This is a genomic window from Geobacter benzoatilyticus, assembly GCF_017338855.1.
Classification (GTDB): Bacteria; Desulfobacterota; Desulfuromonadia; order Geobacterales; family Geobacteraceae; genus Geobacter; species Geobacter benzoatilyticus.
Genome location: NZ_CP071382.1, coordinates 1,905,274 through 1,921,526 on the forward strand (window position 1 = coordinate 1,905,274; position 16,253 = coordinate 1,921,526).

General features: G+C 58.8%; 18 protein-coding genes. 11 read left to right on the forward strand and 7 right to left on the reverse strand.

Annotated elements, in window-relative coordinates:
* Positions 1-14: 14 nt before the first annotated feature.
* The 5 genes from JZM60_RS08985 to JZM60_RS09005 all read right to left on the reverse strand — a co-directional run bounded on the left by JZM60_RS08985 (position 15) and on the right by JZM60_RS09005 (position 4,041).
* The gene (locus JZM60_RS08985) at positions 15-1,517 is read right to left on the reverse strand and encodes a sensor histidine kinase (RefSeq protein WP_241426196.1); all 1,503 of its coding nucleotides are present in this window, start codon (positions 1,515-1,517) and stop codon (positions 15-17) included.
* A gap of 131 nt (positions 1,518-1,648) precedes the next feature.
* On the reverse strand, positions 1,649-2,224 hold the full coding sequence (gene rbr, locus JZM60_RS08990) for a rubrerythrin (protein ID WP_207161924.1): 576 nt from the start codon (positions 2,222-2,224) through the stop codon (positions 1,649-1,651).
* A 43-nt stretch (positions 2,225-2,267) separates the two neighbouring features.
* Positions 2,268-2,768 carry a rubrerythrin family protein gene (locus JZM60_RS08995; RefSeq protein ID WP_207161925.1) on the reverse strand — a complete coding sequence of 167 codons (501 nt, stop codon included), beginning with the start codon at positions 2,766-2,768 and terminating at the stop codon, positions 2,268-2,270.
* A gap of 57 nt (positions 2,769-2,825) precedes the next feature.
* Entirely contained in the window at positions 2,826-3,281 is a 456-nt protein-coding gene (locus tag JZM60_RS09000; protein ID WP_241426197.1) for a Fur family transcriptional regulator, read from the reverse strand.
* 208 nt (positions 3,282-3,489) lie between these two features.
* Complete coding sequence (locus tag JZM60_RS09005; protein ID WP_207161928.1) at positions 3,490-4,041, reverse strand: cytochrome c3 family protein; 552 nt, start codon at positions 4,039-4,041, stop codon at positions 3,490-3,492.
* Positions 4,042-4,437: 396 nt separating this feature from the next.
* Here JZM60_RS09005 and JZM60_RS09010 point away from each other — a divergent pair, with 396 nt between their 5' ends.
* From JZM60_RS09010 to JZM60_RS09040, 7 genes are all read left to right on the forward strand, one after another.
* Positions 4,438-7,197 carry a bifunctional nitrogenase iron-molybdenum cofactor biosynthesis protein NifEN gene (locus tag JZM60_RS09010; RefSeq protein WP_207161930.1) on the forward strand — a complete coding sequence of 920 codons (2,760 nt, stop codon included), beginning with the start codon at positions 4,438-4,440 and terminating at the stop codon, positions 7,195-7,197.
* 130 nt (positions 7,198-7,327) lie between these two features.
* Positions 7,328-7,714: a nitrogen fixation protein NifX gene (nifX, locus tag JZM60_RS09015; RefSeq protein ID WP_207161932.1), complete on the forward strand. Its 387-nt coding sequence runs from the start codon at positions 7,328-7,330 to the stop codon at positions 7,712-7,714.
* An 88-nt stretch (positions 7,715-7,802) separates the two neighbouring features.
* A complete protein-coding gene (fdxB, locus tag JZM60_RS09020; RefSeq protein ID WP_207161934.1) occupies positions 7,803-8,066 on the forward strand; it encodes a ferredoxin III, nif-specific in 264 nt (87 codons plus the stop codon).
* 98 nt (positions 8,067-8,164) lie between these two features.
* Positions 8,165-8,494 carry a NifB/NifX family molybdenum-iron cluster-binding protein gene (locus JZM60_RS09025; protein ID WP_207161936.1) on the forward strand — a complete coding sequence of 110 codons (330 nt, stop codon included), beginning with the start codon at positions 8,165-8,167 and terminating at the stop codon, positions 8,492-8,494.
* A gap of 63 nt (positions 8,495-8,557) precedes the next feature.
* Positions 8,558-9,355, forward strand: coding sequence for an NAD(+)--dinitrogen-reductase ADP-D-ribosyltransferase (locus JZM60_RS09030; protein WP_207161938.1), 798 nt, complete (start codon positions 8,558-8,560; stop codon positions 9,353-9,355).
* An 81-nt stretch (positions 9,356-9,436) separates the two neighbouring features.
* On the forward strand, positions 9,437-9,952 hold the full coding sequence (locus JZM60_RS09035; RefSeq protein WP_207161939.1) for a hypothetical protein: 516 nt from the start codon (positions 9,437-9,439) through the stop codon (positions 9,950-9,952).
* Complete coding sequence (locus JZM60_RS09040; RefSeq protein ID WP_207161940.1) at positions 9,946-10,647, forward strand: nucleotidyl transferase AbiEii/AbiGii toxin family protein; 702 nt, start codon at positions 9,946-9,948, stop codon at positions 10,645-10,647. The genes JZM60_RS09035 and JZM60_RS09040 overlap by 7 nt, the downstream gene beginning before the upstream one ends.
* A gap of 126 nt (positions 10,648-10,773) precedes the next feature.
* On the opposite strand, the gene JZM60_RS09045 is transcribed toward JZM60_RS09040, so the two are convergent.
* On the reverse strand, positions 10,774-12,240 hold the full coding sequence (locus JZM60_RS09045; protein ID WP_207161942.1) for a cytochrome c family protein: 1,467 nt from the start codon (positions 12,238-12,240) through the stop codon (positions 10,774-10,776).
* A gap of 113 nt (positions 12,241-12,353) precedes the next feature.
* On the reverse strand, positions 12,354-13,256 hold the full coding sequence (gene draG / locus JZM60_RS09050) for an ADP-ribosyl-[dinitrogen reductase] hydrolase (protein WP_207161944.1): 903 nt from the start codon (positions 13,254-13,256) through the stop codon (positions 12,354-12,356).
* Between draG and JZM60_RS16855 the strand changes: the two genes are divergently transcribed.
* The 4 genes from JZM60_RS16855 (at position 13,255) to JZM60_RS09065 (ending at position 16,251) form a co-directional block, all read left to right on the forward strand.
* Entirely contained in the window at positions 13,255-13,383 is a 129-nt protein-coding gene (locus JZM60_RS16855; RefSeq protein WP_277603692.1) for a hypothetical protein, read from the forward strand. The genes draG and JZM60_RS16855 overlap by 2 nt on opposite strands.
* Before the next feature lie 161 nt (positions 13,384-13,544).
* On the forward strand, positions 13,545-14,417 hold the full coding sequence (locus JZM60_RS09055) for a radical SAM protein (protein ID WP_207161946.1): 873 nt from the start codon (positions 13,545-13,547) through the stop codon (positions 14,415-14,417).
* Between the two features lie 7 nt (positions 14,418-14,424).
* A complete protein-coding gene (locus JZM60_RS09060; protein ID WP_207161947.1) occupies positions 14,425-15,231 on the forward strand; it encodes a GNAT family N-acetyltransferase in 807 nt (268 codons plus the stop codon).
* A 201-nt stretch (positions 15,232-15,432) separates the two neighbouring features.
* Positions 15,433-16,251 (forward strand): electron transfer flavoprotein subunit beta/FixA family protein, encoded by an 819-nt coding sequence (locus tag JZM60_RS09065; RefSeq protein WP_207161949.1) that lies wholly within the window; start codon positions 15,433-15,435, stop codon positions 16,249-16,251.
* Positions 16,252-16,253 lie beyond the last annotated feature (2 nt).

Genomic DNA, 16,253 nt, shown 5'->3' on the forward strand with positions numbered 1-16,253 from the left:
CAAAGGGTGGGTAGTCAAATCTCCGGAAGGGTGAAATAAAAGGTTGCCCCTTTGCCGGTGTGCCCCTCGGCCCAGACCCGGCCGCCGTGGCGTTCGACAATCCGCTTTACCGTGGCCAGCCCGATGCCGGTCCCTTCGAATTCGCTGCCATGGAGCCGCTGGAAATGGCCGAACAGCTTGTCCTTGAAAGTCATGTCGAAGCCAACCCCATTATCCCTCACAAAGAAGACGTCCTGGCCGTCAATAACAGTTTTGCCGAATTCAATCCGGGCATTGGGCTCCTTGGCAGTGTACTTCCATGCATTGCCCAGCAGGTTCTGCAGCAGTTGCCGCAGCAGGGTAGCGTCACCTCTGGCCTTAAGGCTGTCGGCGATAATCCATTCCACTTCGCGCCGCGGTTCCGTCTCCCGCAGTGATGCGACCGTCATCGCCGCCAGTGTGCTGAGATGTACGGTGGCGGTATTCAGTTCGACCCGGCTGACCCGCGACAGCTCCAGCAGGTCGTCGATAAGCTGGCCCAGCCGCTTGCTTGCCGCGGCAATGCGGTCAAGATACCGGTGAGCCTCCGGGGGAATCCGGTCCCCGAACTCTTCGGTTACAATGGCGCTGTAACTGTTGATGTGGCGAAGCGGTGCGCGCAGATCGTGGGAGACCGAGTAGCTGAAGGATTCATGCTCCTTGATGGCTGTCTCCATCTGAGCGGTCCGCTCGACAACCCGCTGGTCGAGTTCTTCGTTCAGTTTGCGGATTGCCTCTTCGGCCTGTTTTTGTTCGGTGATGTCCTGGCAGGCGCTGAACAGGAAAAGTTCGTCGGGGGTGTCGCCGGTTTCGCAGCGCGATGTCTGGCGTATCCAGTGAATTGAGCCGTCTTTGGCGAAGATGCGGTACTCTGAGGTGCTGGTATTGCCAGGGGTCATGTAGAGAAGAGCAGTGCTCAGCCTCTCCTGGTCGTCGGGGTGTACCAGCGGCATCCAGCAGCCCCATTCGAACAGGCTCTGCTCCAAGTAGCCGGTGATCGCCTCGAATGCGCCGCCCAGCCATCTTACCCTGTAGGTGTCATCTCCCTTGCGGGAGCAGAAATTTACGTAGTCGGAAGTGAGAGACGAAAAAAGGCGGTAGCGCTCTTTGCTTTCCTTCATCTGCTCCTGGGCGGTTACGAGGTCGGTTATGTCGTTCATGACGCAGATGGTCCGGCCGATACCCGCCGACTTGACTTCAACCTCCCGGCGGCAGCCATCCCTGGTGGTGATGGTGACGCGGCGCGGGGATGAAAAACCGGCAGCTCTGTCAGCTTTACAGTACCCGCGAACTTTCTCGTGGTCCGGGCCGTAGAGTTTGCGGAACCAGTCGTCGATGGACTGAATCTCGATTCTCCCATAGCCGGTTAGCCGCTCCGCCTCACTGTTAAAGAAAAAATTATCGCCTTCCATGTACATGGCAGCGACCGGCAGGGTCTCGACAAGTGCCACGAGAGCTTCACTGCCTAGGTGGGAGATGTCGAACGGCATGTTTTCCATGTTACGGATACCTTGAATGGGATTGAATGTCGCAAACCCGGCAATGTACGGGTTTGCGGGCGCTCTGACGGATTCAACGACAAAAGGACTCTTCCCCACTTGGGGAAGAGTCCTTTTCAGCGTCTGCAATGTTACCAGTTTTCTCCCAGAAGCTCGAAGTGGGCCTTGGGGTGGGCGCATGCGGGGCACTGGTCCGGGGCGCCGGTGGCTGTGTGGAGGTAGCCGCAGTTGCGGCAGCGCCACACTACTTCATTTGGGCGGGTGAAAACCTGGCCGGCTTCTATGTTGGCCAGGAGGTCCCGGTAACGCTTCTCGTGCTGCTTTTCCGCCACGGAAATGGCCCGCCAGACCGCCGCGATGGCGGCGAAACCTTCTTCCTGGGCCACCTGGGCAAAGGCCGGATAGAGGTCGGAATGCTCTTCGTGTTCTCCGGAGGCGGCGGCCAGGAGATTTTCGGTCGTGGTGCCGATTTTGCCGGCCGGGAAGCAGGCAATTATCTCCGTATCTCCCCCCTCAAGAAACTTGAAGAAGCGCTTGGCGTGCTCCTTCTCCTGGTTGGCGGTCTCTTCGAAGATATCGGCGATCTGCACGTATCCCTCTTTTTTAGCCGCGGCGGCAAAATAGGTGTAGCGGTTGCGGGCCTGGCTCTCGCCGGCAAAGGATTTCAGAAGGTTCTGCTCGGTCTTGGTACCCTTGATGCTGCTCATTAGACGGTCTCCTTTGATAGGTGATATGCTGTGCGGTTCAGCGTTAGTCAATAAGGGTGAAGCGTTCCTTCGGCACCCCGCAGACGGGGCACTTGTCCGGCGCATTGTCGTATATGGTGTTGCCGCAAATTTCGCAAACGTACACCGGGCGTGCTGCCAGATCGCCGCCGCTCTTTACCGCGGAAAGGGCCTTCTGGTAGAGATCGTGGTGGATCTCCTCCACGGCCAGGGCGTTGCGGAAGGAGATTTCAGCCAGGCGGTCCCCCTCCTTCTTCGCCTCTTCCAGGAAAGGGGGATACATGGTCTGGAATTCGAAGCCTTCTCCTTCGATGGCGGATTCCAGGTTCTCCGTGGTTTTCTTTATTCCCCCCATGGCGCGCAGGTGGGCATGGGCATGGACGGTCTCGGCATGGGCTGCCGCCCGGAAAAGTCTGGCAACCTGTGGGAATCCGTCCACTTCCGCCTGCTTGGCGAATGCCAGATATGTCCGGTTTGCCTGGCTTTCACCGGCAAAGGCTTCCGCAAGATTCTCTTTTGTGGACATGTTTATACCTCCTGTTTGATGGGCCGCAGGCTAGTGCGGCCATTGCAGATTATCAACTCATTTTTTAGCGCGGTTTTCCAGTTTTTCAAGGCAGTTGCCGCAGACCCCATAGACTACGACGTTTCTCGTGGCGATGTGCCCCCACGATTCGATTCCGTCGGGGAGCGGAATCTCGTCAACGGTATTCCATTGAAAATCCGATATTTTTTTGCACTCGCTGCACATGAGATGGTGATGCCTGATCCCGGTTGCTTCGAATCGCGACGGGCTTTCAACTGTATCGATTTTGCTGATGAGCCCATGCCGGGCGAGGGTCGAGAGGGTCCTGTAGACCGTGTCCAGGGAAATGGTCGGGATATTTCGCCGCAGGCGCTGATGGATGGTTTCCGCCGAGGGGTGGTCAACCGCTGAGGCAAGTTCCCGGTAGACCTCCAGCCGCTGGTGGGTAATCCGGAGGCCTTCATCGCGGCAGGCCCGTTCAAAGACTGCCAGTTGTTTATTGTCGAGTGACAAACAGTCGTGCATAGAGAACGTTCGATAGAATTTTTGATAAAAGTTTGTAGATAAGAAAAATACCTAATAAGGGGGGTGCCGTCAAGTCATCTCCAGAAATTAGAGTCTGAACCGGCCGCGCCAGGTGTTTACGGCCAGGCAATGAGAAAGGGCCGGAACAATCCCGCTCCGGCCCTTCTTTTGCTGCACTATGTTTAATAGCTTCCGGCTAGAGCCCCCGCATGCCTCCCCAACTGTGCGGGTCGCTGCCGTGGCAGTCCTGGCAGTATACGGTCTGTCCGTTCAGGCCCTTGACGATGGCTGCCTTAACTTTTGCGTCGGTGCTGGTGTGGCACACGTAGCATGCCGCCACTGTTACGGTTGCCGCATAGCGCCCCGCATGGATTTCGCCGATGTTGTCGCCATGGCAGCGGCTGCAAGTGACGATGGTATGCTTTACCTGGTCATGCATGGCCGACGTATGGCATTGCTGGCAATCGCGCACCACCTGGACCGTGAACTCGCTGTTGTAGCTTTCGATCTTGTGGCAATCGAGGCATTGCTTGCCATCTTCGGCAATCAGGTTGTGGTGCCGCGCGACATTATTCGGAGCGGTATGGCAAGTGGTGCAGTCGGCGAAAGTCAGGTTCAGGTTCAGGGGGGCTTCCGGGGAGTTGTAGCCTGTGCCCCCCACTGCGCCGGCAAAGTCTGTGCCGAGGGCCATGACGAGAATCATCGCCGCAGCTGTTGAGAGAAGTTTCATGATCGTCGGTTTGCCCATGGTGTCACCCTTATGAAGTACGGTCCGTGATAATTTCGACAAGCGGTGTCTTTTGTTGGAGCATTGTAATGTTTTAATGTTTGGCGGGCAATGAAAAAATAATGCTTTCTCAAACGGGCTTATCTTGCTTGAGTTTTTGCACGGGGCCTCGGCAGGATGCGATGGTTGTTTCCGTTCATTGCTGCCTAATAATTGGGCAACCATGGGGCGGTGACGGCGCTGTAAACTTGCAATAGATTTAAAAATCAACTAGATAGAGGCGTTGTTCAGGTTTGGCACGTCAAGTGCTTTATAGATATACGGAACCACCAGGGACTTCACATTCATGATCAAATTGGCAAAGGCGCCAACCATCCGTTACCGATGGTGGCGCCTTTTTCCGTTTCGAGGGACACTATGGCAAAGCCCGATTATTACGATGTATCCGACTGCGATACCCATGAAAAAGGTGCCCCCAAGTTCTGCAAAAAGTCGGAACCGGGGGAGGGGGCCGAGCGCTCCTGCGCCTACGACGGCGCCCGCGTGGTGCTGATGCCGATCACCGACGCGATTCACCTGGTGCACGGCCCGATTGCCTGTGCCGGCAACTCCTGGGATAACCGGGGAGCCCGCTCGTCGGGGTCCCAGCTTTACCGCCGGGGGTTCACCACCGAGATGCTGGAGAATGACGTGGTCTTCGGCGGCGAGAAGAAGCTCTACCGGGCGATTCTCGAATTGGCCGAACGCTATGCCGGTCAGGCGAAGGCGATCTTCGTCTATGCCACCTGCGTTACCGCCATGACCGGCGACGATGTGGAAGCGGTTTGCGCTGCGGCCCAAAAGAAGGTCACCATCCCCCTGGTTCCGGTCAACACCCCCGGCTTCATCGGCGACAAGAACATCGGGAACCGCCTGGCCGGCGAGGTGCTCTACAAGCATGTCATCGGCACCGCCGAGCCGCCGGTGCTGGGCGATTATCCCATCAACCTCATCGGCGAGTACAATATCGCCGGTGATCTCTGGGGGATGCTGCCGCTGTTCGAACGGCTCGGCATCCAGATACTCTCCTGTTTTAGCGGTGATGCCAGATTCGAGGAGTTGCGCTACGCCCACCGGGCGAAGCTGAATATCATCATCTGCTCCAAGAGTCTCACCAACCTTGCCCGGAAGATGCAGAAAAACTACGGGATTCCCTATCTGGAAGAGTCCTTTTACGGCCTTACCGACACGGCAAAGGCCCTGCGGGACATCGCCCGTGAGCTGGATGACGCCGTGGGGGGGCTGGAGAAGCGGATCATGCAGGACCGGGTGGAAAAGCTCATTGAAGAGGAAGAGGCGAAGTGCCGCGAACGGCTCGTCCCCTACCGGCAGCGGCTCGAAGGCAAGCGGTCGGTCCTCTTTACCGGCGGGGTCAAGACCTGGTCCATGGTGAACGCCCTGCGGGAGCTGGGGGTGGAAATCCTGGCCGCCGGGACCCAGAACTCGACCCTGGAGGACTTCTACCGGATGAAGGCCCTCATGCACCAGGATGCCCGGATTATCGAAGACACTTCCAGTGCGGGGCTGCTCCAGGTCATGTACGATAAAATGCCCGACCTCATCGTGGCCGGCGGGAAGACCAAGTTCCTGGCGCTCAAGACCCTGACCCCCTTTCTCGACATAAACCATGGACGTTCCCATCCCTATGCCGGGTACGAGGGGATGGTGACTTTTGCGAAACAGTTGGACCTCACGGTGAACAACCCCATCTGGCCGGTGCTGAACGCCAAAGCGCCGTGGGAGAAAAGCGACGAGGAGCTGGCGGCTTCCGTGGCAGCGGCCGCCGGCCATGCCGCGACGCACCTGGGTGAGGATTTGAAGAATTCCAGGGTCAAGGTTCCCACCAAGAACGCCACGGTGAATCCCCAGAAGAACTCCCCGGCCCTGGGCGCGACCCTCGCCTACCTCGGCATAGACCAGATGCTGGCACTCCTCCATGGCGCGCAAGGGTGCTCCACCTTCATCAGGCTTCAGCTCACGCGGCACTTCAAGGAGCCCACCGCCCTGAATTCCACCGCCATGAGCGAGGACACCGCAATTTTCGGCGGCTGGGAGAACCTGAAAAAGGGACTCAAGAAGGTAATCGAGAAGTTCAGCCCCGAGGTGGTGGGCGTCATGACTTCGGGGCTCACCGAAACCATGGGGGATGATGTGCATAGCGCCATCGTCCACTTCCGCAAGGAGAATCCGGAGCATGACGCGGTGCCGGTAATCTGGGCCTCGACCCCGGACTACTGCGGATCCATGCAGGAGGGATATGCCGCGGCAGTGGAAGCGATATTGAAAAGCGTCCCGGAACCGGGTGAGACGATCCCCGGTCAGGTTGCCATCCTTCCCGGCTGCCACCTGACACCGGCCGACGTGGAGGAGGTGCGGGAGATCTGCGAGGCCTTCGGGCTCGACCCGATAATCGTCCCCGACATCGCCAATGCCCTGGATGGCCACATCGATGCGACGGTGTCGCCGCTCTCCACCGGCGGCGTCCCCATGGCCCGGATACGGCAGGCCGGGCGGAGCGTGGCCACCCTCTTCATCGGCGATTCCCTCGCCAGGGCGGCGGAGGCCATGACAGCAAAATGCGGCATGCCCAACTACGGATTCACTTCCCTCTCCGGGCTCCACGAAGTGGACCGTTTCATGGAAACCCTTGCGGCTGTTTCGGGACGCCCCATCCCCGAGAAGTTCCGCCGCTGGCGCAGCCGCCTCATGGACGCCATGGTCGATTCCCATTACCAGTTCGGCCTCAAGAAGGTGACCATTGCCCTGGAGGGGGACAACCTGAAGACCCTCGTGAATTTCCTGTCGGGCATGGGATGCGAAATCCAGGCAGCCATCTCGGCCACCCGTGTCAAAGGGCTTGATGCTTTGCCGGCCAACAACATCTTCGTGGGGGATCTGGAAGACCTGGAGACGGTGGCGGAAGGAAGCGACCTGATAGTGGCCAACTCCAATGGCCGCCAGGCGGCGGCGAAGCTGGGGATCAAGGCCCACCTGCGGGCGGGGCTCCCGGTATTCGACCGCCTCGGCGCCCACCAGAAGATGTGGGTGGGATACCGGGGAACAATGAATCTCTTGTTCGAGACGGCGAACCTGTTCCAGGCCAACGCAGCGGAAGGGCAGAAACTGGCGCACAACTGACTAAAACCCACCACGGAGACACGGAGACACAGAGAAAAACAAGAACTTTTCTTTTAGGTTTAGAACCAAAAAGTTGTTTTAAGGCTTTCTCTGTGCCTCTGTGTCTCCGTGGTGAAAAAGGAGCTTTCAAATGAAAGTCGCATTCACAAGTTCAACCGGCGAGATGATCGACGAGCACTTCGGCATGGCAAAAAATTTCCATATCTGGGAGATCGGCTCCGATGCCTCATCCTTCGTGGAGACCATCACCATCGGTCAGCAGGGCGACGACGAGGAGGACAGAATTGCGGCCCGGGCCGCGGCCCTCAAGGATTGCGCCATTGTCTACACCATGGCCATCGGCGGGCCGGCGGCCGCCAAGCTGGTGGCCCTGAGGATTCATCCCATGAAGACCAATTCCCCGGTCAGCCTTCCAGAAACGGTGGGCCGGCTTCAGGAAGTTCTGCAGGGCACCCCCCCCCCGTGGCTGCGCAAGGCCATGAACAAGGGGAAAGAAGTTTCATTCGAAGAAGATTAAACGTAGGGGCGCTGCTTGCCGCGCCCTGTCATACCAACGGGCGCAGCAAGCAGCGCCCCTACAAAACCATAAACGGAGGATAGAGATCATGGCCTACATCACCGGAATGAGAAGGAACAAGACCGAATACACACCCCAGTTTGTCGTTTCAGTGGACGAGGAAACCTGCATTGGCTGTGCCCGCTGTTTCAAGGTCTGCGCCCACGATGTGCTCACCTTCGAGGAGTTGGACGAAGACGATTCCGCCAAGATGTACATGAAGGTGACGAACCCGGGCAACTGTATCGGCTGTCAGGCCTGCGGACGGACCTGTTCGAAGAAGTGCTTCAGCTTCGAGCCGGTGGTGCTGTAAAGGCCGGAACCCGGAACCCGGGACCGGGGATCGGTAAAGGCATTTGAAATTGCCGGTCCCCGGTCCCCGATTACCGGTCCCTGACCAAGGAGTCAACCATGCTTATCGCCGTTGCATCCAGGGATGGAAAAGAGATTAATCAGCATTTCGGCCATGCGGAGCGGTTCCTCATTTACGAGGTGGAGGGGGACGAGGTGAAGCTGGTGGACGAGAAGAAGGTGGAGCGCTACTGCTCCTATGATGTGGATCACCCCTTGAGGGGCCATCTTCTCGAAGCCATTGCCGCGGTCCTGGCCGGCTGCCGGGCGGTGGTCTGCGCCCAGATCGGCCAGGCCCCCCAGATGGAGATGGAACGGCTCGGCATCGACGTCTATGCGGCCGACGGCCCCGTCAAGCCGGCCCTTGTGGAAATTGCCAAAGTTCTGTAGGGGCGGACCTCTCGTTCGCCTTTTGCAGCTGTCGTCCCATCCGTCACAACGAGGTGATGACCCATGCACAACTCGGGATTCAATCTCTGCAATCTGCCGCCGTGGGTCATTGCCTCCCGCCATTTCAACGACAATCCGCTCCCCCTGGAGGTCCAGGGGGTGCGCCCCGCCAACCGTTTCCTATTTGACCGGCTCGATGCCATAGCTTCCCCCGATGAGCGGGGCACGGTTTTCAACGACTACATGTCGGTGAAGTTCCAGCTCCACCTCTGGCAGGAGCAGGCAACGCCATCGGCCCGCAAGAGCCTTAGAAACAGTTACCTTCGCTATCTGCGCGGCTGGATGATGGACTCCAACTCCGTGGAAGGGGCCGTCCTCAAGGGGTGGGTCGAGAGCCGCATGGGGATTGCCCCCACCTTTCACAAGAGCCGCATCACCGGCATACAGACCGAGTCCTACTACGATTACGTGGTGGACCGGACTGCCGGAAGCAAGCGGACCAGCGCCATCAACTCCCAACTGGATATCCTCTACGAATTCTGTCAGTACGAACTGGCCCGCCGCTTTCCGGGCGAGCGGTGGGTAACCCTCTACCGTGGGACGTTCAGCGCCGACGATTATGATGTTCTTGAGGAAGTGGGGCGGAGGGAGAAGATTATCCGCTTCAACAACCTCGTCTCCTTCACTTCCGTGGAGGAGCGGGCCTGGGAGTTCGGCTCCACGGTCTGGGAGATTCGAGCCCCCCTTGCCAAGGTGTTTTTCTTCGACGATCTGCTCCCCAACAGTATCCTCAAGGGGGAGGGGGAGTACCTGGTTATCGGGGGAGAGTACCGGGTGCGGCGGGTGATGTGCACGGTGTGACTGGGTGGAGATAGATGCATTAAGCAAACCCCGGCTGAAAATTGCTTGCGCAATTCGCGAATCGCGAATAGAATATGAACCATGATTCTCAAACCCCAGGACATCTTGATTCTCCTGAAGCTCGTGACTCTCGGGAATCGGCAGTGGTCGTACAGCGCACTGGCTCTTGAGATTGCCATGAGCCCCTCCGAGGTTCATGGCGGCATCAAGCGCGCCACTCAGGCGCGGCTGTTCGATTCCCAACGGAATGTTCCCATCATAAAAGCGCTTGAAGAATTCATCATCCACGGTGTGAAATACGCCTATCCACCCGACCGCGGTCCGGTCACCCGTGGTATTCCCACCGGCTACGCCGCTCCCCCGCTCAAGGATCTGATAGTCCAGCCGAATGACCTTCCGCCGGTATGGCCTGATCCCGAAGGTGGCGTGCGCGGATACGAGTTTTCCCCCCTCTACCGGTCAGTCCCAAAGGCCACTGCCAACGACACGGCGCTTTACGAGTTACTTGCCCTTGTGGATGCGATTCGTGACGGCAGGGCGCGGGAACGGGATCTGGCGGCGAAGGAACTTGTTGCCCGACTGGTGAAGGAATGGTAACAGCGCTCCAGAATAATCGGGAGATGATCCGGATTGTGGCCGACCGACTTGGCCCTTTGCGGAGTCAGGTTGTCTTTCTCGGGGGAGCGGCCATAGCTTTTCTGATAACAGACACTGCGGCGCCAGACGTCCGCTTTACGGAGGATGTCGATGTCATAGTGGAGGCCGGGTCTCTGAAGGACTATTACGACCTCTCGGAACTCCTTAAGCAGCGAGGATTTTCGGAAGCGATGGAAGAAGACGCTCCCGTTTGCCGCTGGATCGTGGACGGTATCAAGGTTGACTTCATGCCGACGGAGAAGGGGGTTCTCGGTTTCGGCAACCGCTGGTATCGGTCGGCCTTGAGGGAAGCGTTCCCGTTGAATGTCGGTGAGGATATGACGATTCGGATGGTTACTGCCCCATACTTTCTCGCCACCAAGATAGAAGCGTTTCACGGTCGCGGAGACGGTGATTTTCTGGCAAGCCATGACCTTGAGGATTTAATTTCTGTGGTTGACGGTCGCAGCGAAGTTGTCGAGGAAGTCTGGTCCGCCCCCCGGGACGTGAAGGATTTTCTAGCCACCCAGCTCAATGCGTTTCTTTCCACCAGAGACTTTCTGGACGCCCTGCCAGGGCATCTTCCTCCGGACGGTTCGAGCCAGAAAAGGGTTTCCATCGTTATGGAACGGCTGCGAAGGATCGCCGGAAGCTGATCGTGGGTTAAGGCGTGTCTATCTTGGAGTCCGGTTCGGTTGAGCAACGGCTGTGATGAGCAAAAAAACGACCTCGGAGGAGAATTTCCCCGGGGTCGTTTTTTTGCTCAGGTTCTGGTCTGATGACTACTTGCTCGTCTCCACCGTGGCCTCCTTCACCACCATGTCAACCACGGGGAGCGGCGGCACCGCTTTGAGGCCGTACATCTGCTCCAGGTTGATGTCCTTGGGGACCGCCGCCAGAAGCGCCTCGGCCACCTTCTGGTCGGCCTGGCGGAAGCGGAGCTTGGCTTCGATGGTCACGTTCTTCAGGTCTGCCGGGAAGTGGAGTCCGTAGTACGTGTCCCGGTACCCCCTGGGCGGAATGGTGTCATGCTTGGAGAAACCGACAACCTCCCACGGGTTCACGGCAAAGTGGAAGTCCTTACCCATGCCGTCGGAAGCGAAGTTGCGGGCGACTTCGGAGATGGAGCCGTCGGCATTGAGGGTGCCGCTCGACATGACGACCTTGCCCGCTTCATCCTTGAGGGTAATTTCCAGCCACATTTGGCGAACGTTGGTGAGAGACGTCGGCAGGTTGTGCCCGGCCCGGATGTTCTTCACCCGCACCTTGAGCTCGTCAAGCTTGCCGTTGTGGTAGATGGGGGAGAGTTCCAGGTCTGCCGCTGACTTGAGCCGCTCCACGGCCATTTCGTACTGCGCCATGAGGCTCTTGGCCAGTTCTTCATCGCCGGTTATCTTTGCCGCCCCGGCGGCCAGGTAGGTGAGGAGGTAGTTGGCGCCGCTGAAGTAGTGCTTGTACTCCTTGCGATCGGGCTTCACGAACTGGTCGGCGCTCCGCTTGAAGGTGGGGATGTCTACCATGTGGCAATCCTGGCACATGATTGCCTTCTGGGCGTAGGGGCCGGCGATCCACTCGTTGTGGGTAGCCTCGATGGGGAAGTGGTCGTCGTAGTGGTAAACCTGGTGGCAGGAGGCGCAGAGGTTTGCCTGGAGGTGCAGGGGGGATTCCTCGCACTTGTGGAAGCCGCCGCCGCACTCGTCATGGCTGGGAATGGGACCCCGCTTGATGAGGATCTGGCCTTCGGTGGACTCAACTCCGGGGCTCATGATGAAGGAGCCGTTTTCAGCTACCCGTGCGGGAGTCTGCTGGTGGGTCACGCCGCTGATGGAGTGGCAGACGTCGCAGGAGACGCCGGCCAGGGCGATGGCGGAAAGCCCCGCAAGGCCGGGCCCCTTGATTTCGCCGGTCACAACCCCGATGGGGGTGTGGCACCCCTCGCATTGCCGGGAGATTTCATGCCCCACGGCCTTCACACCCTTGTTGAGTTCGCCCTGGTAGACCGGGTCCTTGAAGGCGAGGCTGTGAACCGAGCCGTTCCACTCCTTGTACTGCTTCTCGTGGCAGCCGCTGCAGACCTCTGGGGCATTGAAGGGAACTGACGACTTGTTCCACTTGATAAGGGAAGGGTAGTAGGGATAGAACTCCCGGTCCACCGGGAAAACGGGTGATGCGGCCAATGCCGCGACAGCGGCGCCGACAAGGGCGAAGCAAGTGAAGAGGGCGGTGAAGAGGCGCGACGTTCGCTTCATGGATTGTTCCTCCTTGACCAGAATCCATAGTGATTATGCTGCTTTTATAAATAATGGTTAAGGTTTAGCAGCAAATGCACCCAGCGTCAAGAAAGAGGCAACAAATTACCGGTTTATTCGCGAAGGGCCATGGATATGGCGATTAGCCGTTCTGACAAGTCGGATATTTCGTCCAGGGTTTTCCGGTCCATCTTCTTCAGCCACCGTTGGGGGATTTCATCCATGCCGTAGAATGCCCCGGCTACCATGCCGCAGATGGCGCCGGTGGTATCCGCGTCGCCACCCTGGTTCACGGTGCTCACGAGGCATTCCTCAAAGGTGCGCCCCCGGAAGAAATGGTGCAGGACCGTTTGCACGGTGTCAACCACGTAGCCGGACGCGAGACCATGGTAGGGGGTGAAGGAGAAGGTCGGGTAACCGGCGATGAGGGAATCCGCTTCCCGCCGGAGCCGGTTTTTCGATGCGCCTGCAATGGCCAGGTGGACGAGCCTCCCCAGGGTGATGCAGGCGGCGTCGGAGAGAGGGTGGTTATGGGTAATCCGGGCCTGCTCCAAGGCGCATTGTCGCAGGAGATTATCGTCGCCCAGGGTGTAGAGGGCGGCGGGGAGCATGCGCATGGCGGCGCCGTTGCCGGCGTCCCATTCGTTGAAGGGGGTTTCGAGGGCCCCTTTGAGCATGAAATTCCGGATGCCGCGGCGGCAGGTGTCGCCCACATCCACCGGCTTCGTCCTGAGCCAGCCGGCGAACTCTTCGGCGATGCCTCTCAGCGACCATCCACCGGCGGCTACGATGGCCCTGGCCATGCAGAGGGACATCTCGGTGTCGTCAGTCACCTGCCCGGGCTTGAGCCGCAGCCACCCCCCTCCGACGATTTCCCGCAGGATGCCGTATTTGGCCCGGATTTCGCCGCTGGTCATGAATTCCACCGGGGCGCCGAGGGCGTCTCCCACCGCCAGCCCCATAAAGGCTGCCCGTGCGCGGGAAACTATTTCCTGTTGGTTGAGGGTGGGAGGCATGGAAAAAGAACCTTGCAATAAGCGCGCCCCCCTCTGCTGCCGCTTTTTTGGTCGATTTTCCAAAAAACCGGCAACGAAAATATTTTTAGTATTACTAAAAAATCATAAAAAACAGGATGTTGAATAACGTTGTTCCCGTTTTGCCGTTCTGGCACGCTTAATGATAAGGGGTATGGTAACGGACATACAATGATGTATGAGTCCAAAAAACAGGCACAGGAGCCCGGCGCATTTATCGCGCCGGGCTTTTTTCGTTCGGGTAGCGACATTTCCCACTGGAGGTAGACCATGGCCACATCATGCGACCAGTTGAAGAAAATTCAGGGGCACCCCTGTTTTGGCGGGAATCATCAAAAAAACGGCAGGATGCATCTGGCCGTTGCCCCCCGCTGCAACATCAAATGCGGCTACTGCAGCCGCAAGCACGACTGCGCCAACGAGTCACGCCCCGGCGTAACGAGCCGGCTCATTACCCCGGCCGAGGCTATCCTCAAGGTCAGAGAAGTGATGGCGAGTCCCCTGGTGGGGCCGATCATCAAGGTAATCGGCATTGCCGGCCCCGGAGACCCGCTGGCCAACGAGGAGACCTTCGAGACGTTCCGCCTTGTGGGCGAGGAGTTCCCTAATCTCATCAAGTGCATGAGCACCAACGGGCTCATGCTTCCCGATGCCATTGACCGGCTCCATGGGTTGGAGTTGCATAGCCTGACCGTGACTCTCAATGCCCTTGATCCGGCGGTTGGAGCCCGGATTTACAGCCACATAAACTATAACGGGAAGAGGTATTCCGGTATCGAGGCGGCGGAGATTCTCGTGGCCAACCAGCTCGAAGGAATCCGGCGAGCTGTCGGGTACGGAATGACCGTGAAGGTCAACACCGTCTACATCCCCGGTGTCAATGAAGATCAGGTTCCGCTCATCGGCCGCAAGATAAAGGAGCTTGGCGCCTTCGTCATGAACATAATGCCGCTTATCCCCCAAGCCGATTTCGCCCACGTTGCGCCTCCGTCGCCGGAAGCTCTGGATGCGGTCCGCAAGCGCAACGAGCTGATTATCGGACAATTCAAGCATTGCCGCCAGTGCCGCGCCGATGCCGTGGGGCTCATCGGCCATGACGTTAAGGCGGGTGAGCCGCTGCACGCTCTTCCCCTGGCCATGTGAGGGGTGCGTGTATATCCGGCCCTTCAGTCCCGGAGATGTTCCAGCTTTTCTTGCCCTTGCCGCTGCCGAGGGGTGGGTTAGCGATCCGTGGGAGTTCTCGTTTGGGATGGATACCTTCCCCCGCGGGTGTCTTGCTGCGGAAGACGGGACAGCTGTTGCCTTTGTGACGGCGGTCAGGTATACCTTGAGCGGCTGGATAGGAAACTTGATCGTTGCGAAGGATTTGCGGGGCCGTGGGTACGGGAGCCGGCTCATGGGCCGGGCTCTGGAGGAGCTTCTGGCTGCCGGCGTGAAAACGGTTTGGCTCACTGCGTCGGAACAGGGTCGGCCCCTATATGAAAAAATGGGTTTCCGGGAGATCGACTCTGTCGTCCGTTGGCGCGGAACCGCCACTGGTGGAGGTGAGCGGGCGGGGGGGGCGGTCCCGCTTAACGAGCTTGTTGCCCTTGACCGCGCCGGTTGGGGTGATGACCGTTCCGGCATTCTTGCGGCGGTGGCGGCAAGGGGAATGATGATATGTGAGCAGGGGGGCTTTATGGCTATGCAACCCTGCGGCGGCGGTTTTCAGGCGGGTCCGTGGGCTGCCGGGGATGAAGGCGTGGCCGAGGGGCTCCTGGACCGCGCCCGGTCATGTCCGGGGCGGGGGGAGCAGGTGCTCCTCGACGTGCCTGCCCGCAATGGGGGTGCTGCCCGTATTCTGACCGGCGCCGGATTCACGGCCATCGGGCGTACGGTGCTAATGTACCGGGGCGCGCCGCCGGCCTATGTTCCGGACCGGATTTTTGCCCTTGCGACCATGGGGAGCATTGGGTGAAAGTCGATTTTTTACTCACATTAAAAAATATGCCTAAAAATTGAGCAAACATATTCTTGATAAGGCGCCTGTTTTTCTGATATTATCGCCTGCTGCTAAAGATGGAGGCACTGTCCCGTTGCGATACCGTTTATTACGGTGACTGCGGCATGTGCAACCAGCTTTATACTTTCGAGCCCTTAACGGGGCGGGAGGATTTTCATGCTTGCCATTGCCTGTATCAAACAGGTGCCGGACACTACGCAGGTGAAGATTGATCCTGCAACCAACACCCTCGTTCGCGAGGGGATTCCTTTTATCGTCAACCCTTACGACACTCATGCCCTGGAGGAGAGCCTCCGGGTCAAGGACCGCTTCGGTTTCCGGGCCGTTGCTCTTTCCATGGGGCCTCCCAACGCCGAGGCGGCGCTGCGCAAGGCTCTTTCCATGGGAACCGACGATGCGATACTTTGCTCCGACCGCTGTTTCGGCGGGGCGGATACCCTGGCCACCAGCAACGTCCTGTCGGCCGCCATCAAGAAAATCGCCGAGGAGGCGGGTGATGAGGTGGGGATAGTGTTCTGCGGCAAGCAGACCATCGACGGCGACACGGCCCAGGTGGGTCCCGGCATTGCTTCGCGGCTTGGTTTCCGGCAGTTGACCCTTGTCGACAAGATATTATCGCTTGATATGGAGAAGCGGACCATCCGGGTGAGCCGCAAGCTGGAAGGGCGCCACGAGATCGTGGAGGCACCGCTGCCGGTCATGCTGACGGTCGTCAGGGAGCTTAACCGCCCCCGCTACCCCACCGTGCCGATGCGGCTTACCGCCGTGGATGCCTCGGTGAAGGTATGGAACAACGAGGTGCTGAAGCTGGATGTGAACACCATCGGCCTGAAAGGTTCCCCGACGTGGGTGAGCCGGATCTTCTCCCCCGAGCGCGACAAGGGGGAAATTATCGGTGATGGCGCCAATGATCCGCAGGGGACGGCAGCACTGCTGATCGACAAACTCTTGAGCAAGGATCTGCTTGCGTTGTGATA